The following is a 25710-nucleotide window of genomic DNA, read 5'->3' on the forward strand; positions in this document are numbered from 1 at the left end:
GGGCGTCCTGGTCGGGCCACACGTAGCTCAGCACCGTCATCTCCCCGTCGGTGGTCCCGACGTCGATAGGCGCGATGTCATACCCGTGGCGCTCCACGATCGACAGGTCGTGCCGGGGCGGCAGCGCGCCGCGCCACGCGTCGTCGACCGTCACCGGTGAGCCGGCCGGTCCCCACTGGCCACCGGCGAAGCGGTAGCGGTAGTGATCGGCACGCAGGTTCAGCCCCGCGCTCGACCCGATCTCGAAAAGCCTTATCGGTAAGCCGAATTCATTGACGCACAGCAGTCCGCCGATCAGTGCGGCCGATCTGCCCACCTCGTTGGTTTGCGGCGGCTGGCCCAGCGATGCGCGCAGCACCTCGACGTGGCCGGCCGCGGTGTCCAGGATTTCCGGCCACGCACGGCCGGCATCCCACACGCCGCCGGCGCTGGGATAGAAGGGGCGCAACCGCGCCGCCCGGCCGTCGAGCACCAGCCGGTGTAACCCGCCGAGCAACCGCAGCGGCACCGCGTCGCGCGACGGGGCGTCCTCGCGCCCGGACAGGACTGTCGCGAACACGCCGCCGGCCGCCACGTCACCGGCCACGAGTTCGAACAGATCGCCATACATCCTCGAACCCGACGACGCGCAGAACTTGCCCTGTGACCGCAAGGTGTGGATCAGATGCTCGACCGTCACCTGTCCAGCCCGTCCAGCCCGGCGCCGACGGCGTCGAAGGCGTTGCCCAGGGCAACCGGCAGCGGGACGGACTCATCGCTGAGCCAGTGTTCGTAGGCCGACAGTGCGACGCCGAGCATGGTCCAGGCGACGGTCTGGGGCAGCAGGTCGGTGGTCTTGCAATCCAGGCGGCGGGCCACGAACCCCGCGATCACCTCGCGCCAGCCCGCGTACATCGTCATCGAATACGCTTGCAACTCAGCGGTTTGCAGGATCACCCGCATGCGCTGGCGATGCCGGGCCGTCTCCGATTCGTCAAAGGTGTTGAACGCCAACAGCGCAGCGCGCAGCGCATCGCCCAGGCGTACGCCGGAATCGACGTTGTCGAGCAGATCACGCAGGTGGGCAAGGTGATTGTCGAAGTCACCCCAGGGGATGGCGTTCTTGGACGCGTAGTAGCGAAACAGCGTCCGGCGGGAGATGCCGGCGGCCTGGGCCACGTCGTCGACGCTCACATCGGCGAAACCGCGCGCGCTGAACATGTCGATGGCGACGTCGGTGATGTGGTGCGGGGTGGTCGAGCGGCGCCTGCCCACCCGCTGCTGCGGCATCATCGGACCCCGCCCTTCCATTTCGGCACTCGATGCCATATTCTGGCGGCGAGTGTGACTCAGATCCCATCGTTGTCAAGACCGCACGAAAGGCAAGGCCCCGTGGACCACGAGACCGAAACTGACACCCAGCTCGTCACCGAGACCCTGGTCGAAGAGGTATCGATCGACGGCATGTGCGGGGTCTACTGACCGTGCCCGCGCCCGCGCAGGCCCGGACGGCGACCTCGTTCGATCCTGATCGCGGCTGGCGACTGCACCCGCAGGTGGCGGTTCGGCCGGAACCGTTCGGCGCGCTGCTCTACCACTTCGGTACCCGCAAGCTGTCGTTTCTGAAGAACCGCACCATCCTCACGGTGGTGCAGTCGCTGGCCGACCATCCCGACATCCGGTCCGCCTGCCGCGCGGCGGGCGTCCAGGACGCCGCGCAGGCGCCCTACTTGCATGCGCTGGGTGTGCTCGTCGATTCCAACATGCTGGTGCCCCTGGAGGACAACCAATGACAACAGCGGCCCCTGTGCCCCGCCTCATCGAGCAGTTCGAGCACGGGCTCGACGCACCCATCTGCCTGACCTGGGAGCTGACGTACGCCTGCAACCTGGCCTGCGTGCACTGCCTGTCCTCGTCGGGGAAGCGGGACCCGCGAGAGCTGTCCACCCGTCAGTGCATGGACATCATCGATGAGCTGGAACGCATGCAGGTGTTCTACGTCAACATCGGTGGCGGGGAACCGACTGTGCGCCCGGACTTTTGGGAGCTGGTCGATTACGCGACCGAGCACCACGTCGGGGTCAAGTTCTCCACCAACGGCGTGCGGATAACCCCCGAGGTCGCCGCGCGGCTGGCGGCCAGCGACTACGTCGACGTCCAGATCTCGCTGGACGGCGCCACCGCCGAGGTCAACGACGCCGTGCGCGGACCCGGGTCGTTCGACATGGCGGCGCGGGCGCTGCAGAACCTTGCCGACGCCGGCTTCTCCGACGCCAAGATCTCCGTGGTCGTCACCCGGCACAACGTCGACCAGCTCGACGAATTCGCCGCGCTGGCAAGCCGTTACGGCGCCACACTGCGGATCACCCGGCTGCGCCCGTCCGGACGCGGCGCCGACGTCTGGGAAGAACTGCACCCCACCGCCGACCAGCAGGTCCAGCTCTACGACTGGCTGGTCGCCAAGGGCGAGCGGGTGCTCACCGGCGACTCCTTCTTCCACCTGGCCCCGCTCGGCCAATCCGGTGCCCTGGCCGGCCTGAACATGTGCGGGGCCGGCCGCGTCGTGTGCCTGATCGACCCGGTCGGCGATGTGTACGCCTGCCCGTTCGCCATCCACGACCGCTTCCTGGCCGGAAACGTGTTGTCCGATGGGGGTTTTGACAACGTCTGGAAGACCGCCCCGCTGTTCCGCGAGCTGCGAGAGCCCCAGTCGGCCGGCGCCTGCGGCAGCTGCGGCCACTACGACAGCTGCCGGGGCGGATGCATGGCCGCCAAGTTCTTCACCGGGCTGCCGCTGGACGGCCCGGACCCCGAATGCGTCCAGGGGCACAGCGCGTCGGCGCTGACACACGAGCGTGAGACGCCGCGCCCCCGGGCCGATCACTCCCGCGGCAAGCGCATCCGCCAACCGGTGCCGCTGACCCTGTCGCTGCGGCCGCCGGTCAGCACGCCGGTGGCGCCGCCCGCCCGCATGTGTAACGAAAGTCCGGTGTAACGATGGCCGACGCATGGTTCGAAACCGTCGCCATCGCGCAGCAGCGCGCCAAGCGCCGGTTGCCGAAATCGGCGTATTCGTCGCTGATTTCGGCGAGCGAAAAGGGAGTCACGGTCTCCGACAACGTGGCGGCCTTCAGTGAACTCGGATTCGCCCCGCACGTCATCGGTGCGCAGGCGAAGCGCGACCTATCGACCAGCGTTATGGGGCAAGACATTTCGCTGCCGGTGCTAATCTCGCCGACCGGCGTGCAGGCGGTGCACCCCGATGGCGAGGTCGCCGTGGCGCGGGCCGCCGCCGCCCGCGGCACCGCCATGGGGCTGTCCTCGTTCGCCAGCAAGCCGATCGAAGAGGTCATCGCGGCGAACCCGAAGGTGTTCTTTCAGGTGTACTGGCTGGGTGATCGCGACGCGATCGCCGCGCGGGTCGAGCGCGCCCGGGCGGCCGGCGCCGTCGGCCTGATCGTCACCACCGACTGGAGCTTCTCGCACGGCCGGGACTGGGGCAGCCCGTCGATCCCGGAAAAGATGGACTTCAAGACCATCGTCAAGATGAGCCCGGAGGTCATCACCAAGCCGCGGTGGCTGCTGCAGTGGGCGAAGACCATGCGGCCCCCGGAGCTGCGCGTGCCCAACCAGGGCCGCCGCGGCGAGCCGGGCCCCCCGTTCTTCCAGGCGTACGGGGAGTGGATGGGCACGCCGCCGCCGACCTGGGAGGACATCGCCTGGCTGCGGGAGCTGTGGGGCGGGCCGTTCATGCTCAAGGGCGTGATGCGCGTCGACGACGCCAAAAGGGCGGTGGACGCGGGGGTTTCGGCGATTTCGGTGTCGAACCACGGCGGCAACAACCTGGACGGCACCCCGGCCTCGATCCGCGCCCTGCCCGCGGTGGCCGCGGCCGTCGGCGACCAGATCGAGGTGGTTCTCGACGGTGGTATCCGGCGCGGCAGCGACGTCGTCAAGGCGGTGGCGCTGGGGGCGCGCGCGGTGATGATCGGCAGGGCCTACTTGTGGGGGCTGGCCGCGGCGGGCCAGTCGGGGGTGGAGAACGTGCTGGACATCCTGCGCGGCGGCATCGACTCGGCGCTGATGGGTCTGGGACTGTCCTCGGTGCACGACCTCGGGCCGGACCACATCCTGGTGCCGCCCGGTTTCACCCGGGCGCTGGGCGTGCCCTCGGGCGGCGGGGCTTAGCGGAAGCCCGGTTATCCCGGGCGGACATATCCGCATTAAGTGACGCTCGCGCAAATCGTGGTACGGGCGGGGTAACCGTGACGGACGAGCCCACGATTCGAACGCCCGGTGACGACCGGAGAAAAAAAGTCATTTTGAAGCTTCAACAATTGGTGCACGCCAGGTGAATTCGTCCTACCATCACCGAGTGCCAGTACTCGGCGAATTGGGAACCGCGACGTCGAGCCAGCTCTCGAACGAGGCGGCCTCGCTATTGGTTCCGCTGGGATCGACCGAACAACACGGTCCGCACCTGCCGCTGGACACCGACACCCGGATCGCGACCGCGGTCGCCCACGGCGCCCGCGCCCGTCTCGGCGACGAGTGGCTGGTGGCGCCGGCCCTCGCCTACGGCGCCAGCGGCGAGCACCAGAGCTTCGCCGGGACCATCTCGCTGGGCACCGAGGCGCTGACCACGCTGCTGGTCGAGTACGGCAGGTCAGCGGCCGGATGGGCCCGGCGGATCGCCTTTGTCAACGGCCACGGCGGCAATGTCGCCGCGTTACGCAGCGCGGTGGCCCTGTTGCGCACCGAGGGCCGCGACGCCGGCTGGTGCCCCTGCCTGGCCCCCGGCGGCGACGCCCACGCCGGCCATACCGAAACATCGATGCTGCTGCACATCTCGCCGGCCGATGTCCGGACGGATCGGCGGGTGGCCGGCAACACTGCGCCCCTGCCCGAGTTGCTCGGGTCGATGCGCCGCGGGGGAGTGGCGGCGGTCAGCCCGGTCGGCGTGCTGGGCGACCCGACCACCGCCACCGCCGCCGAGGGTGAGCGGATCCTCGCCGAGATGGTCGACGGCTGTGTCCGCCGAGTCGCCCGCTGGCGGCCGGGACCCGACGGGATGCTCGGGTGACCGCCCCCCGGCTGCCCAACGGGTTCGCCGTCCAGGTCGATCGCCGGGTGCGGGTGCTCGGCGACGGCTCGGCGTTGCTCGGCGGGTCGCCCACCCGGCTGCTCAAGCTGGCGCCCGCCGCCCAGGACATGCTCTCCGATGGCCGGCTGAAGGTGCGCGACGACCTGTCCGCCCAGCTGGCCCGCACCCTGCTGGACGCCACGGTGGCGCATCCCCGCCCCGCGGGCGGTCCGTCGCACCATGACGTCACGGTGGTAATCCCGGTGCGCGACAACCTATCTGGCGTGCGGCGCCTGGTCAGCTCACTGCGCGGCCTGCGCGTCGTCGTGGTGGACGACGGCTCGTTTCCTCCGATCGTGGGTGAAGACTTCGTCGGCGCGCACTGCGACATCGAGGTGTTGCGACACGACCGCAGCAGGGGCCCGGCGGCGGCCCGCAACACCGGTCTGCGGGCGTGCCGGACGGACTTCGTCGCCTTCTTGGACTCCGACGTCGCCCCCCGCCGCGGCTGGCTGGAAGCCCTGCTCGGTCACTTCTGTGATCCCACGGTCGGCCTGGTCGCGCCCCGCATCGTCGGCCTTTCGCACAGCGAGAACGTGGTGGCGCGCTACGAGGCGGTGCACTCGTCGCTCGACCTCGGCGAGCGCGAGGCGCCGGTGCTGCCGCACAGCACGGTGTCCTACGTGCCCAGCGCGGCGATCATCTGCCGGTGCTCGGCGATCCGGGAGGTCGGCGGGTTCGACGAGACCCTGCAGTCCGGTGAGGACGTCGATCTGTGCTGGCGGCTCATCGAGGCGGGCGCTCGGCTGCGCTACGAACCGATCGCCCTGGTCGCCCACGACCACCGCACCGAATTGCGGGATTGGCTGGCGCGCAAGGCCTTTTACGGCGGGTCGGCGGCCCCGCTGTCGGTCCGTCACCCGGACAAGACGGCGCCGGTGGTGATTTCCGGGTGGGCGCTGATGACGTGGATCCTGATGGCATTCGGGTCCACGCTGTCGCGGCTGGCGTCCATCCTGCTCGCCGTCCTGACCGGTCGCCGGATCGCGCGCGCGATGCGCACCGCCGAGACGTCGATGACCGACGTCGCGATGATCGCGGGCCGCGGGCTGTGGTCGGCGGCGCTGCAGCTGGCGTCGGCGCTGTGCCGGCACTACTGGCCGCTGGCGTTGGTGGCCGCCACCATGTCGCGTCACTTCAGGCGGGTGGTGCTGGTCGCGGCGGTCATGGACGGGGTGGTCGACTGGCTTCGCCGCCGCGACGCCATCGGTGACGAGGTCGAACCGATCGGGCTGCCCACCTACCTGTTGCTCAAGCGCGTCGACGACCTGGCGTACGGGCTCGGGTTGTGGTGGGGCGTGCTGCGGGAGCGCAACGTGCGCGCCCTGAAGCCCCAGATCCGAAATTAATCACACCTTGACCCGCCCTTGAGTAAGGCCGCCTCGCACAGCGATGTGCTGATCGTCGGCGCAGGCAGCGCAGGATCGGTTGTTGCGGAACGCCTTTCCGCCGATCCGCAATGTTTTGTGAATGTCCTCGAGGCGGGCCCCGCGCTCGACGATCCGGGACTTCTCGCCCTGACCGCGAACGGGTTACAGCTGCCGATAGGTGTCGGCAGCCCGCTGGTCCGGCGCTACCAGACCCGGCTCACCGACGAACCCGCCCGCCAGCATCCCCTCGTGCGCGGGGCGACCGTGGGCGGATCGGGCGCGATCAACGGCGGCTACTTCTGCCGGGGGCTACCGCGGGACTTCGATCGCATGGACATCCCGGGCTGGGGATGGCCCGACGTGCTGGACAGCTTCCGCGCCATCGAGACCGACCTGGACTTCGACGGGCCCGCCCACGGGCGCAGCGGCCCGATCCGGGTGCGCCGCACCCACGACATGACCGGGACCACCGAACGTTTCATCGGCGCCGCCCAGCGCGCCGGTTTCGGGTGGATCGCCGACCTCAATGATGCTGCAGCAGAACCGGTTTCGGGGGTCGGTGCGGTGCCGCTCAACATCGTCGACGGCGTGCGGCGGGGCTCCGGCGCGGGATACCTGATTCCGGCGCTGCACCGGCCGAACCTGACCGTGCAAGCGCAGACCCGGGCGGCCCACCTGCGTTTTGCCGGCACCGCCGCGGTGGGCGTGGACGCGATCGGCCCGCAGGGACCGGTGACCTTTACCGCCGACCGGGTGGTGTTGTGCGCCGGTGCGATCGAGACGGCCCACCTGCTGATGCTATCGGGCATCGGCGACGAGGCCATGCTCACAGCCGCGGGCGTGCCGGTGCTGGCGCCGCTGCCGGTGGGGACGTCGTTCAGCGATCACGCCGAATGGGTGCTGCCCACGGATTGGGCGGTGGCGCCCGGGCGGCCGGTGCTTGAGGTGGTGCTGTGCACAGCCGACGATCTCGAGATCCGGCCCTATACGGGTGGATTCGTGGCGATGACCGGTGACGGGACCGCCGGGCACGCCGACTGGCCACACATCGGGGTGGCGCTGATGCAACCGCGCGCGCGTGGGCGCATGACGCTGGTCTCGGCCGATCCGGATGTGCCGCCACGAATTGAACACCGCTACGACAGCGAGCCCGACGACGTCGCGGCGCTGCGGCGGGGCAGCGAACTGGCCCGCGAATTGGCCGGTGGCACAGTCGATGCGACGATGGCCGTCTGGTCGACCTCGCAACATCTCTGCGGCACCGCGCCGATGGGTGCCGACGGCGACCCGCGCGCGGTCGTCGACCCGCGGTGCCGCGTCCTCGGCATCGACAACCTGTGGGTGATCGACGGCTCGGTCCTGCCGGCGATCACCAGCCGCGGGCCGCACGCCACGATCGTGATGATCGGGCACCGGGCCGCGCAGTTCGTACGGTGAACGCGGACAGTGGGCGGGTCGCGACGCGGTAGCCGTAATACTCGGCCGCCGCGGCGACCCGCCCGACGAGGTGGCGAACATCATGCGGTCCACGTAGATGGCCACGACAAGTGGCTGTGCGCGCGCAGGTGTGCGTCGCGCGAACAATGCGTCGCAATATTCGTGAACGGCACGACCGCCATCTCATTCTTCGATAGCCCGTGCTTTATCTGTTGTCAGTCACCTCCTTTCACCTCGACTGCGAAAGACGTTGGCACTACGGAGGAGAACGCTGCCGCGCCCACACCAAGGAGACGCGCCATCGGCCGTCGGTGGCACGCGGGCGCGTCGAGCGCCTGGCCCGCGTCGGCGCGAGGGAGACCAGGGTGGTCGTGCCGCGCCGGCCACGCCGTGCCGCGGGTAACTCGCAGTTGGGGTATCGAACCGGCACGCTCGGTCGCCGCAGGCGCATCCACTCGGCCTCCACGATCGCCGCCGCCTCACGGATCGCCGCGCATGCCGGCTCGACCACGCTCGTAACGCCCATCAACACCACATCCACCTCGGGAGTACAGAGATGACTTGTAACTGTCGATATACATCTCTGATACCAGAAATGACGGGCGCGTGCAAGCTTTCCCCGCGGCGTCTTTGTGCATTGAATCCGCTGTCGGACAACGGCATTGACGGTGACCGAGGCGGCACTCAGCGACGCGACAGCAGCCGCCGCACCGGGCGTAGCTGGCGGCCATCGCGACCGGGGGCCCACACCCCGATCGCCACGGCGGCGAGGGCGACGATCGCGGCCATCGTGATGGTGGAGGCGTGCAGCGCCGCCAGGAACGCGGACTTGCTGATGTCGGCCAACTGGCTCCCCTGGGGTCCGAGCCGGCCGGCGATCTCGACCGCCTTGGCCAGCGAGTCGGTGGCCTGACCGCGCACCGGCGCTGGGAAGCCCGACAGCCTGGGCGCGAGCTCGTGCGAGTAGCGACCGGCCAGGATGGAACCGGCCACCGCGATGCCCAGCGCGCCGCCCATCTCGCGTGACGTGTCGTTCACCGCGGAGGCGACGCCCTGCTTCTCGTCGGGCACCGCACCCATGATCGCCGAGGTCGTCGGCGCCGTGCAGAATCCGATGCCGGTGGCGAGAATGAGTGTCGGCCAGGCGAATTCGAGGTAGGTGGAGTGCAGGTCCAGCCAGTACATGCATCCGAATCCCACCGCCATCAGCAGGGTGCCGGCGAACAACACCAGCCGCAGGCCCAGCTTGGGCACATACCAGAACGACAGGGCCGAGAAGATGCCCAGCGGCACCATGAACGGCCCGAAGGCGGCCGCCGTCGCCAACGCGGAGTAGCCCATGATCTGCTGCACGTATTGCATGCCGATGTAGAAGAACCCGAAGGTGGCGCCGAACAGGATGACGATCGCGGTCACCCCGGTGGCGAAATTCGGGTCGGCGAACAACCGGACATCCAGCAGCGGTTGCCGGCCCCGCCCCGCCAGGCGCAACTCGAGCGCGCCGAACGCCGCCGCCATGACCGCGCCGACCGCCAGCCCGCCCCACACCAGTGGGTCGCTCCACCCGCGCCCCGGCGCTTCCAGGATGGCGGCCACGGCGACGGCGACCGCCGCGCCGATCAGGATCGCGCCCGGCGCATCGACCCGTGGAGCGCCCGCGTCGCGTGATGACGCCACGGTGCAGGCCAGCGCGAAAATCAGCAGGCCGGCGATGCCCAGCGACCAGAAGATGGCGTGCCAGTCCCAAAACCGAAGCAGCAGGCCGGAACCGAGCATGCCCAACACGCCGCCGGAACCGGCCGTCCCCGCCCAGATCCCAACGGCCTTGGTGCGCTCGTCTTTCGGATAGGCCACCGTGAGCAGCGACAGCGTCGCGGGCATGACGAACGCGGCGCCGATCCCGGCCACCGCCCGGCCCGCGATGATCTGGGACGGGTTGTGCAGCAGCGCCGGCGCCACCGAGCCGATCGAGAACACCAGCAGTCCGGTCAGCAGCGCGCCGCGCCGTCCATAGCGGTCACCGATCGCGCCGGCCGGCAGCAGCAGGCAGGCCAGCGCCACGGTGTAGCCGTCGACGACCCAGTTCAACTGCGAGGCGGTGGCCGACGTGGCGACCGCCAGGTCGCCGAGCGCGGTGTTCAGGGCCGTCATCGACGCCACCACCAGGGCCACGCCCATGCAGGCGACGGCCAGCGTCCAGTTTCGGGCCCGGAAGCTATCGCCGATGCCGATCCCGTCAGTACGCTGGTCATTCCGGACGAGGGTTTCGACCATGCGGTGCGCCTCCTTGGGACTGTGCGACGTTTCGAGACCAATAGTCTTGTAGGTAGACCGATAGTCTTGTTTCCAAACGGGAGGTGCGCGCAATTACCACCGAGACGTCCGACCCGCGCCCGGCACGGTCGCGGGCCAGGCTGCTGGAAGCCGCCGTCACGCTGTTGCGCGCCGGGGGTCCCAGCGCGGTGACGGTCGACGCGGTCACCCGCACCGCCAACGTCGCGCGGGCAACCCTGTATCGCCACTTCCCGAGCGGAAATGACTTACTGGCAGCGGCTTTCAACAGCCTGATACCGGCGTCGCCCACCCCGCCGGCCGAGGGCTCGTTGCGCGACCGGCTGGTCGCGGTGGTGCTGGCCCAGGCCGAGGCCGTGGCCCTGGCGCCGACCGTGATGACCGCTATGTCCTGGCTGGCGCTGGGCCGCGACCTAGAGGGCATGCCCGAGCCGCGGCGCAGCCACAACGCCGACAGCGCGGCCATCACCACGCTGCGCGAGCGCATCGCCCAGCAGTACGCGGAGCCCTTCGACGCCATCTTCGACAGCCCGGAGGCCGCCGAACTGGGGGAGGTGGACCGGTCGCGGGCGATCGCCCTGCTCATCGGGCCCCTGGTCTTGGGCAGGCTGTCGACCCTGCCCGATTTCGACTACCGGCAATGCGCGCTGGAGGCGGTCGACGGCTTCCTGCACGTCCAGTGCGCCAGGCCCGGCGCGGCGACTGTCGAATCGGCGGGCGCCTGACGGCCGGCGCCCCGCCAGCTAGGCGCTTCTGACCAGCGCGTTTATCCTCCGGCGCTACCGTCCGCGAGGCGGGTGCGGCGGATTCGGACGCAGATCCGGGCCGAATTTTGATCGGCCACGATCTTCAGGCATACTGTTCAGGTTGCCTTGAGCCGGGTTTGCGCCTGGTCGGGCATACGACCAGCGTCCAAACGGGCGCGTCCGGTCCCATCCTTTGAGAGCGACGAATTTCGATCCTGAAATCGGCGCGATGAGGCTGCGTGAGGGTGACACGCCCGACCGCGGGGGCCGGTGGACCACGACAGGTAAACAGCGGCGCAATATCCGGCGCAACGCTCGATCGGCCCAAGGTTGGGCCGCCGACTGGCGCGCTGGGAGGCACTGAGGACTATGTGAGCCCGGATACCGGGCCCCAACAGGAGTGAGGGTAGGAGAAGCGTGGCGGGACAGAAGATCCGCATCAGGCTTAAGGCCTACGACCATGAGGCTATTGACGCGTCGGCGCGCAAGATCGTCGAGACCGTCGTCCGCACGGGTGCCAGCGTTGTAGGTCCGGTGCCGCTGCCGACTGAGAAGAACGTGTATTGCGTCATCCGCTCACCGCACAAGTACAAGGACTCGCGGGAGCACTTCGAGATGCGCACGCACAAGCGACTCATCGACATCCTCGACCCGACGCCGAAGACCGTCGACGCGCTGATGCGCATCGACCTTCCGGCCAGTGTCGACGTCAACATCCAGTAGGAGATCGGCGACTCATGGCAAGAAAAGGCATCCTGGGTACCAAGCTGGGCATGACGCAGGTGTTCGACGAGAACAACAGGGTCGTGCCGGTGACGGTCGTCAAGGCCGGCCCGAACGTGGTGACCCGGATCCGTACCCCCGAGCGCGACGGCTACAGCGCCGTGCAGCTGGCCTACGGCGAGATCAGTCCCCGCAAGGTCAACAAGCCGGTGACCGGTCAGTACGCCGCCGCGGGCGTCAACCCGCGCCGGTTTTTGGCCGAGCTGCGGCTGGAGAACCCCGAGGCGGCCGCCGAATACGAGGTTGGCCAGGAGCTGACGGCGGAGATCTTCGCCGACGGCGCCTACGTCGACGTCACGGGCACCTCCAAGGGCAAGGGCTTCGCCGGCACCATGAAGCGCCACGGCTTCCGTGGTCAGGGCGCCAGCCACGGTGCCCAGGCGGTGCACCGGCGGCCCGGATCCATCGGCGGCTGCGCCACCCCCGCCCGGGTCTTCAAGGGCACCCGGATGGCGGGCCGGATGGGTAACGACCGGGTGACCGTCCAGAACCTGTTGGTGCACAAGGTCGATACCGAGAACGGCGTGCTGTTGATCAAAGGCGCGGTCCCCGGCCGCACCGGTGGACTCGTGGTGGTTCGCAGCGCGGTCAAGCGAGGTGAGAAGTAATGGCAGCGGTGAAGATTGACGTCAAGACACCGGACGGCAAGGTCGAGGGCTCGATCGAGTTGCCCGCCGAGTTGTTCGATGCGCCGGCCAATATCGCGCTGATGCACCAGGTCGTCACCGCGCAGCGGGCGGCGGCGCGCCAGGGCACGCACTCGACCAAGACGCGCGGCGACGTCAGCGGCGGTGGCCGTAAGCCTTACCGGCAGAAGGGAACCGGCCGGGCCCGTCAGGGTTCGACGCGCGCCCCACAGTTCACCGGTGGTGGCGTCGTGCACGGCCCGAAGCCCCGTGACTACAGCCAGCGCACGCCCAAGAAGATGATCGCCGCGGCGTTGCGCGGCGCCCTGTCCGACCGGGCGCGCAACGGCCGCATCCACGCGATCACCGAGCTGGTGTCGGGTCAGACGCCGTCGACCAAGAACGCCAGGGCGTTCTTGGGCACGCTGACCGACCGCAAGCGGGTGCTGGTCGTGATCGGCCGCAGCGACGAGACCGGCGCCAAGAGCGTGCGCAACCTGCCCGGTGTGCACCTGTTGACTCCCGACCAGCTCAACACCTACGACGTGCTGCGCTCCGACGACGTGGTGTTCAGCGTTGAGGCGCTGGGCGCCTACATCGCCGGGGCCACCGGCGGTGCCGACAAGGATGTGGAGGTAACGGCCTAGATGGCGACCATCACTGACCCCCGCGACATCATTCTGGGCCCGGTCATCTCGGAGAAGTCCTACTCGTTGCTCGACGACAACGTGTACACGTTTGTGGTGCACCCCGATTCGAACAAGACGCAGATCAAGATCGCTATCGAGAAGATCTTCTCCGTCAAGGTCGCATCGGTGAACACCGCGAACCGGCAAGGTAAGCGCAAGCGCACCAGGACCGGATTCGGCAAGCGCAAGAGCACCAAGCGGGCCATCGTCACGCTGGCGCCGGGTAGCAAGCCGATCGATCTGTTCGGGGCACCGGCGTAGCCGCCGCGAGAGAAAGACCTGATTAGACATGGCAATTCGTAAGTACAAGCCGACGAGCCCGGGCCGTCGTGGCTCGAGCGTGTCCGATTTCTCCGAGGTCACCCGTTCCACCCCGGAGAAGTCGCTGGTGCGCCCGCTGCACGGGCACGGTGGCCGGAACGCGCACGGCCGCATCACCACTCGCCACAAGGGTGGCGGCCACAAGCGCGCCTACCGGGTGATCGACTTCCGCCGCAACGACAAGGACGGCGTGAACGCCAAGGTCGCGCACATCGAGTACGACCCCAACCGCACGGCCAACATCGCGTTGCTGCATTTCCTGGACGGTGAGAAGCGCTACATCATTGCGCCGCAGGGACTTTCGCAGGGCGACGTGGTGGAGTGCGGCCCGAACGCCGACATCAAGCCGGGCAACAACCTGCCGCTGCGCAACATCCCGGCCGGTACCGTCATCCACGCCGTGGAGCTACGGCCGGGCGGCGGCGCCAAGCTGGCGCGCTCGGCCGGGTCGAGCATCCAGTTGCTCGGTAAAGAGGGCACCTACGCGTCGCTGCGTATGCCCAGCGGTGAGATCCGCCGCGTCGACGTGCGCTGCCGCGCCACCGTCGGCGAGGTCGGCAACGCCGAGCAGGCGAACATCAACTGGGGCAAGGCCGGCCGGATGCGGTGGAAGGGCAAGCGCCCCTCCGTCCGTGGTGTGGTGATGAACCCGGTGGACCACCCGCACGGTGGTGGTGAAGGCAAGACCTCCGGTGGTCGCCACCCGGTGAGCCCGTGGGGCAAGCCCGAGGGCCGCACCCGGCACCCCAACAAGGCCAGCAACAAGCTCATTGTCCGACGCCGGCGCACCGGCAAGAAGCACGGGCGCTGAGGAAGTCCCAGGACTAGGAGTATCAGCACATGCCACGCAGCCTGAAGAAGGGCCCGTTCGTCGACGGCCACCTGCTCAAGAAGGTGGACACGCAGAACGAGAAGAACACCAAACAGGTGATCAAGACATGGTCGCGACGTTCGACGATCATTCCTGACTTCATCGGCCACACCTTCGCCGTCCACGACGGACGCAAGCACGTCCCGGTGTTCGTCACCGAGGCGATGGTCGGCCACAAGCTCGGTGAATTCGCGCCCACCCGCACCTTCAAGGGACACATCAAGGACGACCGGAAGGCCAAACGGCGATGACCACAACGGAATTCCCATCGGCGGTGGCCAAAGCGCGGTTCGTGCGGGTGTCGCCGAGAAAGGCGCGCCGGGTGATCGACCTGGTGCGCGGCCGCTCGGTGGCCGACGCGCTGGACATCCTGCGCTGGGCGCCGCAGGCCGCCAGCGAGCCGGTGGCCAAGGTGATCGCCAGTGCCGCGGCCAACGCGCAGAACAACAACGGGCTGGACCCGGCGACCCTGGTGGTCGCCACTGTCTACGCCGACGAGGGCCCCACCGCCAAGCGCATCCGTCCGCGCGCCCAGGGCCGCGCGTTCCGGATCCGCAAGCGCACCAGCCACATCACCGTCGTGGTGGAAAGCCGGCCGGGCAAGGACCAGGGATCGGCGAAGTCGTCTCGGGCCCGTCGCGCCGAGGCCAGCAAGGCAGCCGCGAAGGCCCCCGCCAAGAAAGCGCCGGCCAACAAGGCGCCCGCCAAGAAGGCCGCCACCAAAGCGCCCGCGAAGAAGGCGGCGAAGGCCGAAGCCAAGACGTCTGAGACCTCTGACGCGAAGGGAGGCTCAGACTAGTGGGCCAGAAGATCAATCCGCACGGTTTCCGGCTGGGGATCACCACCGACTGGAAGTCACGCTGGTACGCCGACAAGCAGTACGCGGACTACGTCAAGGAAGACGTCGCCATCCGGCGGCTGCTCTCGACCGGCCTGGAGCGGGCCGGGATCGCCGACGTGGAGATCGAGCGCACCCGTGACCGGGTCCGGGTGGACATCCACACCGCGCGTCCCGGCATCGTGATCGGTCGCCGCGGCACCGAGGCCGACCGGATCCGTGCCGACCTGGAGAAGCTGACCGGCAAGCAGGTTCAGCTCAACATCCTCGAGGTCCGGAACCCGGAGTCGCAGGCGCAACTGGTGGCCCAGGGCGTCGCCGAGCAGCTGAGCAACCGCGTGGCGTTCCGCCGGGCGATGCGTAAGGCCATCCAGTCGGCGATGCGTCAGCCCAACGTCAAGGGCATCCGGGTGCAGTGCTCCGGCCGTCTCGGCGGCGCCGAGATGAGCCGCTCGGAGTTCTACCGCGAGGGCCGGGTGCCGCTGCACACGCTGCGCGCCGACATCGACTACGGCCTGTACGAAGCCAAGACCACCTTCGGCCGGATCGGCGTGAAGGTGTGGATCTACAAGGGCGACATCGTCGGCGGGAAGCGCGAATTGGCCGCCGCCGCTCCGGCCGGCGCCGAGCGTTCGCGCCGCGAGCGTCCGTCGGGCACCCGTCCGCGTCGCAGTGGCGCGTCGGGCACCACGGCCACCAGCACCGAGGCCGGCCGCGCGGCAGCAAGCGCCGACGAGGGCATTGCAGCCGCGCCGGCCCAGTCCGCACCCGCTGCCGAACCACAAAGCACGGAGAGCTGAACCATGTTGATTCCCCGCAGGGTTAAACACCGCAAGCAGCACCACCCCCGCCAGCGCGGCATCGCCAGTGGCGGCACGGCGGTGAACTTCGGTGACTACGGCATCCAGGCCTTGGAGCACGCCTACGTCACCAACCGGCAGATCGAGTCCGCTCGTATCGCCATCAACCGGCACATCAAGCGTGGCGGCAAGGTGTGGATCAACGTGTTCCCCGACCGGCCGCTGACCAAGAAGCCCGCCGAGACCCGCATGGGTTCGGGTAAGGGTTCGCCGGAGTGGTGGGTCGTCAACGTCAAGCCGGGACGGGTGCTGTTCGAACTCAGCTACCCCAACGAGCAGACCGCCCGGGCGGCGCTGACCCGCGCGATCCACAAGTTGCCGATCAAGGCCCGCATCGTGACTCGAGAGGATCAGTTCTGATGGCAGTGGGAATTTCGCCTGGCGAACTGCGTGAGCTCACCGAAGAGGAGCTCACCGAGCGGTTGCGCGAATCCAAGGAAGAGCTGTTCAATCTGCGTTTCCAGATGGCGACCGGACAGCTCACCAACAACCGCCGGCTTCGCACGGTGCGTCAGGAGATTGCGCGCGTCTACACGGTGCTGCGCGAACGAGAACTGGGCCTGGCTAGTGGACCGCAGGGTCCCGACGGAAACAAGGAATCGTGATGGCTGAAGCCAAGAAGGCCGCCCCCAAGAAGGCCGCCGCAACCGAGGCCGCGTCGAAGGACGGTAATCCCAAAGGCCCCAAGCACACTCCGGCCAACCCGAAGGTGCGGGGACGGCGCAAGGTGCGCATCGGCTACGTGGTGAGCGACAAGATGCAGAAGACCATCGTGGTCGAGCTCGAGGACCGCGTACGTCACCCGCTGTACGGCAAGATCATCCGGACCACCACCAAGGTCAAGGCGCACGACGAGAACAGCACCGCTGGAATCGGTGACCGCGTCTCGCTGATGGAGACCCGCCCGACATCGGCGACCAAGCGCTGGCGCCTCGTCGAAATTCTGGAAAAGGCTAAGTAAGCCCTTTTAGCTAGCGGCAGCGAACGCCCGGTCCCGGGTGTAGTCTGCGGCGATGGCGACTGGGTCGGGGCAGTTCAACGGCAAGATCGAGCTCGACATCCGGGACTCCGAGCCGGACTGGGGGCCCTACGCCGCGCCGACCGCGCCCCCCGACGCACCCAACGTCCTGTACCTGGTGTGGGACGACACGGGCATCGCCACCTGGGACTGCTTCGGCGGTCTGGTGGAGATGCCGGCCATGTCGCGCATCGCCGAGCGCGGCGTCCGGCTCTCGCAATTCCACACCACCGCGCTATGCTCGCCGACCCGGGCTTCGCTGCTCACCGGGCGCAACGCCACGACGGTCGGCATGGCCACCATCGAGGAGTTCACCGAGGGCTTCCCCAATGCCAACGGACGCATACCGTTTGACACCGGGCTGCTCTCCGAGGCGCTCGCCGAACACGGCTACAACACCTACGCCGTGGGCAAGTGGCACCTGACCCCGCTCGAGGAATCGAATCTCGCGTCGACCAAGCGGCACTGGCCGACCTCACGTGGCTTCGAACGGTTCTACGGATTCCTGGGCGGTGAAACCGACCAGTGGTACCCCGACCTGGTGTACGACAACCACCCGGTGAGCCCGCCGGGCACCCCGGAGGACGGCTACCACCTCTCCAAGGACCTGGCCGACAAGACCATCGAGTTCATCCGCGACGCCAAAGTTATTGCGCCCGAGAAGCCTTGGTTCTCCTACGTGTGCCCCGGCGCCGGGCACGCGCCGCATCACGTATTCAAAGAATGGGCCGACCGCTACGCCGGTCGCTTCGACATGGGCTACGAGCGCTACCGCGAGATCGTGCTGGAGCGGCAGAAGGCGCTCGGAATCGTGCCGCCCGACACCGAGTTGTCACCGGTCAACCCGTACCTGGATGTGCAGGGACCCAGTGGTGAGCCGTGGCCGCTGCAGGACACCGTGCGGCCCTGGGATTCACTCAACGACGAAGAGAAGAGGCTGTTCTCCCGGATGGCCGAGGTGTTCGCCGGGTTCCTGAGCTATACCGACGCTCAGATCGGCCGCATCCTGGACTATCTCGAGGAATCGGGCCAGCTGGACAACACCATCATCGTGGTCATCTCCGACAACGGCGCCAGCGGCGAGGGCGGCCCGAACGGCTCGGTCAACGAGGGCAAGTTCTTCAACGGCTACATCGACACCGTCGAAGAGAGCATGAAGCTGTTCGACCACCTCGGCGGCCCCGAGACCTACAACCATTACCCGATCGGCTGGGCGATGGCCTTCAACACGCCCTACAAGCTCTACAAGCGGTACGCCTCCCATGAGGGCGGCATCGCGGATACGGCAATCATCTCGTGGCCCAACGGAATTGCAGCACACGGGGAGGTTCGCGATACCTACGTCAACGTCTGCGACATCACCCCGACCGTCTACGACCTGCTGGGCATGGCGCCACCGCAGACCCTCAAGGGCATCCCTCAGAAGCCCCTGGACGGCGTGAGTTTCAAGGCGGCCCTTGCCGATCCGGGCGCCGACACCGGCAAGAGCACCCAGTTCTACACCATGCTGGGCACCCGCGGGATCTGGCACCAGGGCTGGTTCGCCAACACCGTGCATGCGGCGACACCGGCCGGCTGGTCGCATTTCGACGCCGACCGCTGGGAACTGTTCCACATCGAGGCCGACCGCAGCCAGTGCCACGACCTGGCGGCCGAAAACCCGGACAAACTCGAAGAACTCAAGGCGCTGTGGTTCTCGGAGGCGGCCAAATACAACGGACTGCCGCTGGCGGACCTGAACATTCTCGAGACGCTGGGGCGGTCGCGGCCGTATCTGGTCAGCGACCGGAACACCTACATCTACTACCCGGACTGCGCCGACGTCGGCATCGGTGCCGCCGCCGAAATCCGCGGCCGGTCCTTCTCGGTGCTCGCCGAGGTGACCGTCGACACCACGGGCGCCGAGGGTGTGCTGTTCAAGCAGGGCGGCGCGCACGGCGGGCATGTGCTGTTCATCCAGGACGGCCGGCTGCATTACGTGTACAACTTCCTCGGCGAGCGCCAGCAGGAGGTGTCGTCGTCCGACGCCGTGCCGCTGGGCCGACATCTGTTCGGCGCCAGCTATTCACGCACCGGGACGGTCGAGAACAGTCACACGCCGCTCGGTGACGTCAGCTTGTTCATCGACGACAAGGTCGTCGGCACGCTGACCGGGGTGAGCACCCACCCCGGCACCTTCGGGCTGGCGGGTGCGGGCATCACCGTCGGGCGCAACGGCGGGTCGGGCGTCTCCAGTCGCTATAAGGCGCCGTTCACCTTCACTGGAGGCACCATCACCCAGGTGACCGTCGACCTGTCCGGCCGACCCTATGTGGACGTGGAAACCGAGATCGCGCTTGCCTTTTCGAGGGACTGATGAGTACCCCGATGCCCGCCGGACCACCCGCGCCGCCGGCACCGGCCGGTGCGCGAGGACGGCAGATCGCGATCGCGTTCGGGATCGTCGCCTCCCTCGTCGTCATCTACGTGCTGTCGCTGATCGCTGTGCACCTGCTGGCCAAATCGGCGCCCCCGCTACCCGCGGTGGACCTGAGCAAGGTCGAGGCCGAGGACAGCGTCGTGCAGGTGCGGCTGGAGAAGCTGGACACCGTCGCGAACCGGCTGACGGTCAATGTGCTCGTCTACCCCAAAGACACGTTGTACGACAAGAACTTCGGGGTGCTCACGACCGATGCGGCGGTCCGGCTGTATCCCGACAACGACCTGGGTGATCTGCAGTACCCGGTCGGCAAGGCACCCGCCCAGGTGACCACCACCATCGAGGCGCACGGCGATCCCGCAAACTGGCCGTTCGACTCGTACCGGACCGGCGTCATCTCGGCCGACGTGTTCACCGGGTCCGGCGCCAGCAAGGAGAAGACGGCCGCGCGGGTCGAGGCGACCGGGGGGCTGGACGGGTGGGATGCCACCGTCACCCGCGTCCACGACGCCGAAGACAACAACCCGGACCTCAAAGACGACGTGGTGATCACGCTGCACCGGGCCAAGGGGCAGCTGATCTTCGATGTCGGGATCTGCCTGGTCCTGATCTCGCTGCCCGTGTTGGCGCTATGGGTCGCCATTCCCGTGGCGCTGGGCCGCACGTCGTTCCTGCCGCCGCTCACCACGTGGTACGGCGCAATGCTTTTCGCGATCGTCCCGCTGCGCAACATCCTGCCGGGCAGCCCGCCGTACGGTTCGTGGGTGGACCAGGCCATCGTGCTGTGGGTGTTGATCGGCCTCGTCACCGCGCTGACGCTGTTCCTGGTCGGCTGGTGGCGACAACGCGATCGAAAAACGCCGACCCGATCCTAGTTTTCCTCATTCGGATTTTGGTGCGTCCACCGAACTGATCGCGTCGACCGCGGCCGATACCCGCGCCTGGAACTCGGGCGACAACGGGATGTAGCCGCTTTTGGCCAGTTCGATCTGGCCGGGGCCGATGGCCGCCTGCAGAAAAGCCTTGACCGCTTTGGCCACATCGAAGGTGGGGTACTTGGAGCAGACGATCTCATAAGTCGCCAGCACGATCGGGTAGACATCGGGCTGGGCGGGGTTGTAGAAAGACGACAGGTCGAGCACCAGATCGTTGCCGGCGCCGGTGATCCTGGCGCCCTTGATGGTTTTGCCGACCGTGTCGGTGCCGATCCGAACGGGACGCAACGATCTGCGACTGGCCGGCGTCTTGATTTCGGCCGCGAACAGTCCCTGCTGGAGCGCGTACGACAGTTCGGTGTAGCCGATCGCACCCTCGGTGTTCTTCACGGCGGCCGCGATGCCGGTGTTGCCGACGGCGCCCGTGCCGACGCCGCCGTTGAAGGCCTTACCCGCGCCCTTGTTCCAGGCCCCGCCGGACGCCGACTGCAGGTAGGCCTGGAAGTTGTCCGTGGTGCCCGAACCGTCGCTGCGGTAGATGACGTGAATGTCCTCGGCCGGCATGGAGGCGTTGAGCAACGCCAGGGCCGGGTCATCCCAGCGGGTGATCGTGCCGTTGAAGATCTTTGCCAGCGTGGGCGCGTCGAGCACCAGCGAGTCGACGGCGGCGAGGTTGTAGGTGATGGCCAGCGGACCGAACACCACCGGCAGGTTCCAGGCGTCGGCGCCGCCGCACCGCTGTCTGGCGGTGGCGTACTGCTCGCCCGACAGCGGGGTGTCCGATCCGGCGAAATCCGTTCTGCCGGCCAGGAAGTCGGCGATTCCGTTGCCCGACCCGTTGGCGGTGTAGTTCAGGGTCTGCCCGGAGCAGGCCTGGCGATAGGCGTCGACGAACCGGGTCATGGCGTTGGCCTGCGCGGTCGAGCCGCTGGCCGCCAGGGTCTGCTTGCCGCCGCAGTCCACCTTGGCGCCGGCGGTATACGGCAGGCTCGCGGGAGAGTTGCTGCATGCCGAGACCACCAGGGCGGTCACCAGAACGCCGGAGGCCGGTGCCCAACGCTTGCGCTGCACAGTCGACATCTACCGTCACCGGTTGAACAGGCAAACAAACATCGGATGAACTGGTGCGCGCACCGGTTGCGATCGAAGGTTTGCGCGGAGCGGGGCTCGGTGGCCGTCGAGGCCACAGCTCCGTTTCGCTGAGCCGGCGCTCGGTGCACCAGGCCCGGGCGAAAATTACCTAAACATGACGATTTTTTAAACTTCGCCCGCGCCGGTGGCGAGTTCGCTAGCATCCGTCCACGAGTGTCGAATTCCCCATGGAGGTGTTGACCGATGTCCCATCAAGCGCCGCCCTCGCCACCGCCTCCGGCGCCAGCGGAGCAACCACCCGCGGCACCCGCGTCGACGGCCGCGCCCGGCCGGCGCAAGCGGCGCAGGGTCGTTGCCGTGGCCGCCGTCGCGGGCTTCCTCGCCGTGTACGTCTTGTCGCTGTTGGGTGTGCACCTGCTGGCGAAATCGGGTGGCCCGCTCAAGCCGCCCGACCTCAACGCCACCAATGACACCGTCGTGCTGGTGCGTTTGGAGAAGCTGGACACCACCGCGAACCGGTTGACGGTGAAGGTGCTGGTAATCCCCGAGGAGTCGATGTTCGACAAACGCCTCGAGGTGCTCAAGACCGACACCGCCGTGCGCATGGATCCCCCGAACGACCTCGGCGATCTGCAGTACCCGGCCGGCAAGTCACCGGCGCAGGTCGCGACCACCATTGAGGCACACGGCGACCCGAACAATTGGCCGTTCGATTCCTACCGCACCGACGCCCTGTCCGCCGATGTGCTTGTCGGCCAAGGCGATGCGCGCCGCTACATCCCCGCGCGGGTGGAGGTCACCGGAGGGCTGGACGGCTGGGACGTCAGCGTTCAGCGCGTCGGCGAGGCCAGCCAGGACTCGGATCGCGCCGACAACGTCGTCATCACCCTGCACCGGGCCAAGGGCCCGCTGATCTTCGACCTCGGGATCTGCCTGGTTCTCTTCGCCCTGCCCGCGTTGGCCTTCGCCGTGGTCATCCAAATCGCCTTGGGCAGACGGAAATTCGTGCCGCCGTTCGTCACGTGGTTTGCCGCCATGTTGTTCGCCGTCATCCCCATCCGCAACTTTTTGCCGGGGGCGCCCCCGCCGGGCGCATGGATCGACCAAGCCCTGGTGATCTGGGTGTTGATCGCGCTGGTCGCGGCGATGGCGCTGTACATGCTCACCTGGTATCGGCAATCCGACTGAGGCGCCCGGCGGGCGTAGCCTGACGGGGTGTTAACCGAGCTGGTCGACCTCCCCGGCGGATCATTCCGCATGGGATCGACCAGCTTCTACCCGGAAGAGGCGCCGATCCACACCGTGACGGTGGGTCCGATCGCGGTGGAACGGCACCCGGTCACCAACGCGCAGTTTGCCGAATTCGTCGCCGCCACCGGGTATGTGACGGTGGCCGAGCAGCCGATCGACCCGGCGCTGTATCCGGGCGTGGACCCCGACGACTTGTGCCCGGGCGCAATGGTTTTCCGCCCGACCGCCGGGCCGGTCGACCTGCGCGACTGGCGACAGTGGTGGCAGTGGGTGCCCGGGGCGAGCTGGCGTCACCCGTTCGGGCCCGACAGCAATATCCGCGACCACGGCGATCATCCGGTGGTGCAGGTGGCCTATCCGGATGCGACCGCCTACGCGCGCTGGGCCGGTCGGCGCCTGCCGACCGAAGCCGAATGGGAGTACGCGGCGCGGGCCGGATCGACGACCACGTACTCCTGGGGTGACGAGGCCACCAGCGAGGGCCGGCTGATGGCCAACACGTGGCAGGGCAGCTTCCCTTACCGCAACGACGGGGCGCTCGGCTGGATGGGGACGTCGCCGGTAGGTACCTTCACCCCCAACGCTTTTGGGCTCGTCGACATGATCGGCAACGTGTGGGAGTGGACAGCCACCGAATACTCGGCGCATCACCGGCTCGACCGACCGCCCAAGTCCTGCTGCGCCCCGTCGGGCCCGGCCGATCCGTCCGTCAACCAAACGTTGAAGGGCGGCAGCCACCTGTGCGCGCCGGAGTACTGCCACCGTTACCGTCCGGCGGCCCGGTCACCGCAATCGCAAGACTCCGCGACGACCCACATCGGGTTTCGCTGCGTGGCCGACTCGTCGCCGGGTTAGCAAATGGGTGCCGCCCGGCCGGACGGCCGCTTTTCAGCCGGCGATGTAAACGGCGCGTGGCCGATGGGTGACGCGGGCCTGATGCGTTACCGGACAGTAGATTTCGTCGCGCGGGCGGCCGCGTCGGTCCGCTAACATCTGACGGCGTGTCGCCCTCTTCCGACCGGTTCTCGCCGATGGCACCGGCCCGGCGTCAGCAAGCACTGCGGTACTCCCGGCGGGGTGTTGCTCGCGGCGGCCGGCGATGACCACCGATGCCCCGAAGAAGAAGCGCGAGGCGCCGCGGATCGCGATCGGCGTCGGCATTCTCGCGGGCGTCATCATCGTCTACGTCCTGTCGCTGTTCGGCGTGCACTTTCTACAGCGGTCTGAGGGGCCGCTGCCGCCACTGGACCTGAGCCAGGGCGGGGGCGACGCCACGATCGTGCAGCTGCGCCTCGAAGAGTTGAAGCCGGTCGCCAACCGGCTGTCCGTCGAGGTGTTGGCGTATCCCGGAGTTGCCCAGTACGACAACAGGTTTGACGTGTTGGCCAACGACGTCGCTGTGCGGCTCTATCCCACAAGCGATCTGGGAGATCTGCAATATCCGAAGGGCAAGGCGCCGGCCCAGCTCAGCACCACCATCGAGGCGCACGGCGATCCGGGTAACTGGCCGTTCGACTCCTATCAGACGGAGCCGATCGCGGCCGACGCGTTCGTGGGCACCGGTGAGAACCGCAGGAAGGTGCCCGCCCGCGTCGAGGTGACCGGGGCGCTGGACGGGTGGCAGGTCAGCGTCAACCGAATGCACGACCCGAGCGCGCTGCCCACCTCGCGCGCGACCGACAACGGCAATGTGGTGATCACCCTGAAGCGGGCCAAGGGTCCGCTGATCTTCGACCTGGGCATCTGCCTGGTGTTGGTCAGCCTGCCCACCCTGGCCCTGCTGGTCGCCATTCCGATGGCGCTGGGCCGAAGGAAGTTCCTGCCGCCGTTCGCCACCTGGTACGCCGCGAACCTGTTCGCGATCGTCCCGCTGCGCAACATCCTGCCCGGGGCCCCGCCGCCCGGGTCGTGGATCGACCAGGCGATCGTGCAGTGGGTGCTCATTGCGCTGGTCACGGCGATGACCCTGTACATCGTCGCCTGGATCCGGCAGGGCGATTGACCGCACTTGTCAGTGGGTGATGGCAGGATCGAATATATGTTCGAGGAAGTCATCGGGCGGTTCGATGAGCAGTTCGAGCGGCGTCATCCGTCGCGAACGCCGGTGTCGGTGGGGCTGCTGGAGCGGATCGGTGCGGCTGCGCGGGCGGAGAATCGGGCGGCGGCCGCGCAGTTGGTGGCGATCGGGGAGTTGTTCGCCTATCGGTTGTCGCGGTGTGCCGAGACCGCGGAGTGGGCCGTGGACACCGAGGCGGCGGTGGGTGCGGAGGTGGCCGCCGAGCTGCGGATCGGTCAGGGCCTGGCGGCGAGCCGGTTGCGCTACGCGCGGGCGATGCGCGAGCGGTTGCCGAAGGTGGGTGCGGTGTTCAAGTCCGGCGACATCGACTTTCGGATGTTCGCCACCGTGGTGTTTCGTACGGACCTGATCACCGACCCGCAGGTGCTGGCGGTGGTGGATGCCCGGCTGGCGGCCAATGTGGCGCGGTGGCCATCGATGACGCCCAGCCGGTTGGCCGCGCAGGTGGACAAGGTGGTGGCTCGCGCTGATGCGGATGCGGTGCGGCGTCGCCAGGAGCGCGCGGCCGGGCGTGAGGTGTGGGTCGCTGAGATGGGGGAGGGGTTGGCGCATCTGGAGGGCACGCTGCTGGCCCCGGACGCGCATGCGCTGGATCGGCGGTTGACGGCGTTGGCGGCCACGGTGTGTGAGCATGATCCGCGCACCCGCGAGCAGCGCCGCGCTGATGCCTTGGGTGAGCTGGCGGGCGGGGCGGATCGGCTGGGGTGTCGGTGCGGGCGATCGGATTGTGCGGCCGGCAAACGGCCCGCGTCGAGCCCGGTGGTGATTCACGTGATCGCCGAGCGGGCCGCGCTGGATGGCTGTGGTTCGGCGGCGGCGGTTGAGCTTGGTGGGCAGGGCTTGTTCCCGCCGGAGTTGGTCGCCGAGTTGGCCGCCTCGGCCACGCCGGCGCCGCTGGTTCATCCCGCGGACGCGCCGCCCGAGCCCGGTTATGTGCCGTCTAGGGCGCTGGCCGATTTCGTA

Annotated in this window: 29 protein-coding genes; 25 read left to right on the forward strand and 4 right to left on the reverse strand. The window is 68.2% G+C overall.

Annotated features, from left to right (window positions below; all coding sequences use genetic code 11):
- A partial coding sequence (locus DQP58_RS18080) for a DUF2332 domain-containing protein (protein ID WP_114149358.1) occupies positions 1–679 on the reverse strand: 679 nt, incomplete at its 3' end.
- Positions 676–1272 (reverse strand): mycofactocin system transcriptional regulator, encoded by a 597-nt coding sequence (gene mftR / locus DQP58_RS18085; RefSeq protein ID WP_165827910.1) that lies wholly within the window; start codon positions 1270–1272, stop codon positions 676–678. The genes DQP58_RS18080 and mftR, both read right to left, overlap by 4 nt.
- A gap of 99 nt (positions 1273–1371) precedes the next feature.
- Between mftR and mftA the strand changes: the two genes are divergently transcribed.
- From mftA to mftG, 7 genes are all read left to right on the forward strand, one after another.
- Positions 1372–1461, forward strand: a complete 90-nt coding sequence (gene mftA, locus DQP58_RS18090; protein ID WP_007773607.1) for a mycofactocin precursor MftA — start codon at positions 1372–1374, stop codon at positions 1459–1461.
- Positions 1446–1772: a mycofactocin biosynthesis chaperone MftB gene (mftB, locus tag DQP58_RS18095; RefSeq protein ID WP_205869460.1), complete on the forward strand. Its 327-nt coding sequence runs from the start codon at positions 1446–1448 to the stop codon at positions 1770–1772. The genes mftA and mftB overlap by 16 nt, the downstream gene beginning before the upstream one ends.
- Entirely contained in the window at positions 1769–2974 is a 1206-nt protein-coding gene (mftC, locus tag DQP58_RS18100) for a mycofactocin radical SAM maturase (RefSeq protein WP_112709639.1), read from the forward strand. The genes mftB and mftC overlap by 4 nt, the downstream gene beginning before the upstream one ends.
- 2 nt (positions 2975–2976) lie before the next feature.
- Positions 2977–4167, forward strand: a complete 1191-nt coding sequence (gene mftD / locus DQP58_RS18105) for a pre-mycofactocin synthase MftD (protein WP_112709640.1) — start codon at positions 2977–2979, stop codon at positions 4165–4167.
- Between the two features lie 163 nt (positions 4168–4330).
- Positions 4331–5062: a mycofactocin biosynthesis peptidyl-dipeptidase MftE gene (gene mftE, locus DQP58_RS18110; protein ID WP_112709641.1), complete on the forward strand. Its 732-nt coding sequence runs from the start codon at positions 4331–4333 to the stop codon at positions 5060–5062.
- A complete protein-coding gene (gene mftF / locus DQP58_RS18115; RefSeq protein ID WP_112709642.1) occupies positions 5059–6471 on the forward strand; it encodes a mycofactocin biosynthesis glycosyltransferase MftF in 1413 nt (470 codons plus the stop codon). The genes mftE and mftF overlap by 4 nt, the downstream gene beginning before the upstream one ends.
- An 18-nt stretch (positions 6472–6489) precedes the next feature.
- Positions 6490–7929, forward strand: a complete 1440-nt coding sequence (mftG, locus tag DQP58_RS18120; protein ID WP_112709643.1) for a mycofactocin dehydrogenase MftG — start codon at positions 6490–6492, stop codon at positions 7927–7929.
- Positions 7930–8613: 684 nt separating this feature from the next.
- Here mftG and DQP58_RS18130 read toward each other — a convergent pair.
- Positions 8614–10203: an MFS transporter gene (locus DQP58_RS18130; protein WP_112709645.1), complete on the reverse strand. Its 1590-nt coding sequence runs from the start codon at positions 10201–10203 to the stop codon at positions 8614–8616.
- Between the two features lie 143 nt (positions 10204–10346).
- Here DQP58_RS18130 and DQP58_RS18135 point away from each other — a divergent pair, with 143 nt between their 5' ends.
- The 14 genes from DQP58_RS18135 to DQP58_RS18205 all read left to right on the forward strand — a co-directional run bounded on the left by DQP58_RS18135 (position 10347) and on the right by DQP58_RS18205 (position 20267).
- On the forward strand, positions 10347–10946 hold the full coding sequence (locus tag DQP58_RS18135; protein WP_205869461.1) for a TetR/AcrR family transcriptional regulator: 600 nt from the start codon (positions 10347–10349) through the stop codon (positions 10944–10946).
- 438 nt (positions 10947–11384) lie between these two features.
- Positions 11385–11690 carry a 30S ribosomal protein S10 gene (rpsJ, locus tag DQP58_RS18145; protein ID WP_003873519.1) on the forward strand — a complete coding sequence of 102 codons (306 nt, stop codon included), beginning with the start codon at positions 11385–11387 and terminating at the stop codon, positions 11688–11690.
- A gap of 14 nt (positions 11691–11704) precedes the next feature.
- Positions 11705–12358, forward strand: a complete 654-nt coding sequence (rplC, locus tag DQP58_RS18150) for a 50S ribosomal protein L3 (protein ID WP_112709648.1) — start codon at positions 11705–11707, stop codon at positions 12356–12358.
- Positions 12358–13023 (forward strand): 50S ribosomal protein L4, encoded by a 666-nt coding sequence (gene rplD / locus DQP58_RS18155; protein ID WP_112709649.1) that lies wholly within the window; start codon positions 12358–12360, stop codon positions 13021–13023. Before rplC ends, rplD begins: the two co-directional genes overlap by 1 nt.
- Positions 13024–13326: a 50S ribosomal protein L23 gene (gene rplW, locus DQP58_RS18160; RefSeq protein WP_007773589.1), complete on the forward strand. Its 303-nt coding sequence runs from the start codon at positions 13024–13026 to the stop codon at positions 13324–13326. It begins immediately after the preceding gene.
- 28 nt (positions 13327–13354) lie between these two features.
- Positions 13355–14197, forward strand: coding sequence for a 50S ribosomal protein L2 (gene rplB / locus DQP58_RS18165; protein WP_007773586.1), 843 nt, complete (start codon positions 13355–13357; stop codon positions 14195–14197).
- 29 nt (positions 14198–14226) lie between these two features.
- On the forward strand, positions 14227–14508 hold the full coding sequence (gene rpsS, locus DQP58_RS18170) for a 30S ribosomal protein S19 (RefSeq protein WP_007773585.1): 282 nt from the start codon (positions 14227–14229) through the stop codon (positions 14506–14508).
- On the forward strand, positions 14505–15056 hold the full coding sequence (gene rplV / locus DQP58_RS18175) for a 50S ribosomal protein L22 (RefSeq protein WP_066869364.1): 552 nt from the start codon (positions 14505–14507) through the stop codon (positions 15054–15056). The genes rpsS and rplV overlap by 4 nt, the downstream gene beginning before the upstream one ends.
- Positions 15056–15895 carry a 30S ribosomal protein S3 gene (gene rpsC / locus DQP58_RS18180; RefSeq protein WP_112709650.1) on the forward strand — a complete coding sequence of 280 codons (840 nt, stop codon included), beginning with the start codon at positions 15056–15058 and terminating at the stop codon, positions 15893–15895. The genes rplV and rpsC overlap by 1 nt, the downstream gene beginning before the upstream one ends.
- A gap of 3 nt (positions 15896–15898) precedes the next feature.
- Entirely contained in the window at positions 15899–16315 is a 417-nt protein-coding gene (rplP, locus tag DQP58_RS18185; RefSeq protein ID WP_007773582.1) for a 50S ribosomal protein L16, read from the forward strand.
- Positions 16315–16560, forward strand: coding sequence for a 50S ribosomal protein L29 (rpmC, locus tag DQP58_RS18190; protein WP_112709651.1), 246 nt, complete (start codon positions 16315–16317; stop codon positions 16558–16560). The genes rplP and rpmC overlap by 1 nt, the downstream gene beginning before the upstream one ends.
- Positions 16560–16916 carry a 30S ribosomal protein S17 gene (rpsQ, locus tag DQP58_RS18195; RefSeq protein WP_066869370.1) on the forward strand — a complete coding sequence of 119 codons (357 nt, stop codon included), beginning with the start codon at positions 16560–16562 and terminating at the stop codon, positions 16914–16916. The genes rpmC and rpsQ overlap by 1 nt, the downstream gene beginning before the upstream one ends.
- A gap of 52 nt (positions 16917–16968) precedes the next feature.
- Positions 16969–19329 carry an arylsulfatase gene (locus tag DQP58_RS18200; RefSeq protein WP_112709652.1) on the forward strand — a complete coding sequence of 787 codons (2361 nt, stop codon included), beginning with the start codon at positions 16969–16971 and terminating at the stop codon, positions 19327–19329.
- A gap of 11 nt (positions 19330–19340) precedes the next feature.
- Positions 19341–20267, forward strand: coding sequence for a DUF4436 domain-containing protein (locus DQP58_RS18205; RefSeq protein ID WP_112709653.1), 927 nt, complete (start codon positions 19341–19343; stop codon positions 20265–20267).
- Between the two features lie 6 nt (positions 20268–20273).
- Here DQP58_RS18205 and pstS read toward each other — a convergent pair whose 3' ends face one another.
- Positions 20274–21407: a phosphate ABC transporter substrate-binding protein PstS gene (gene pstS / locus DQP58_RS18210; protein WP_112709654.1), complete on the reverse strand. Its 1134-nt coding sequence runs from the start codon at positions 21405–21407 to the stop codon at positions 20274–20276.
- A 255-nt stretch (positions 21408–21662) separates the two neighbouring features.
- On the opposite strand from pstS, the gene DQP58_RS18215 reads away from it, so the two are divergent.
- From DQP58_RS18215 to DQP58_RS18230, 4 genes are all read left to right on the forward strand, one after another.
- Positions 21663–22607, forward strand: coding sequence for a DUF4436 domain-containing protein (locus DQP58_RS18215; protein WP_112709655.1), 945 nt, complete (start codon positions 21663–21665; stop codon positions 22605–22607).
- A 27-nt stretch (positions 22608–22634) separates the two neighbouring features.
- The gene (locus tag DQP58_RS18220) at positions 22635–23525 is read left to right on the forward strand and encodes a formylglycine-generating enzyme family protein (RefSeq protein ID WP_112709656.1); all 891 of its coding nucleotides are present in this window, start codon (positions 22635–22637) and stop codon (positions 23523–23525) included.
- A gap of 244 nt (positions 23526–23769) precedes the next feature.
- Positions 23770–24672, forward strand: a complete 903-nt coding sequence (locus DQP58_RS18225) for a DUF4436 domain-containing protein (RefSeq protein WP_112709657.1) — start codon at positions 23770–23772, stop codon at positions 24670–24672.
- A gap of 36 nt (positions 24673–24708) precedes the next feature.
- Positions 24709–25710 (forward strand): 13E12 repeat family protein (locus DQP58_RS18230; protein WP_112709658.1); only part of this gene is annotated, 1002 nt, incomplete at its 3' end.

The sequence above is a fragment of the Mycobacterium colombiense genome (assembly GCF_003284975.1).
In the GTDB taxonomy this organism is placed as follows: domain Bacteria; phylum Actinomycetota; class Actinomycetes; order Mycobacteriales; family Mycobacteriaceae; genus Mycobacterium; species Mycobacterium europaeum_A.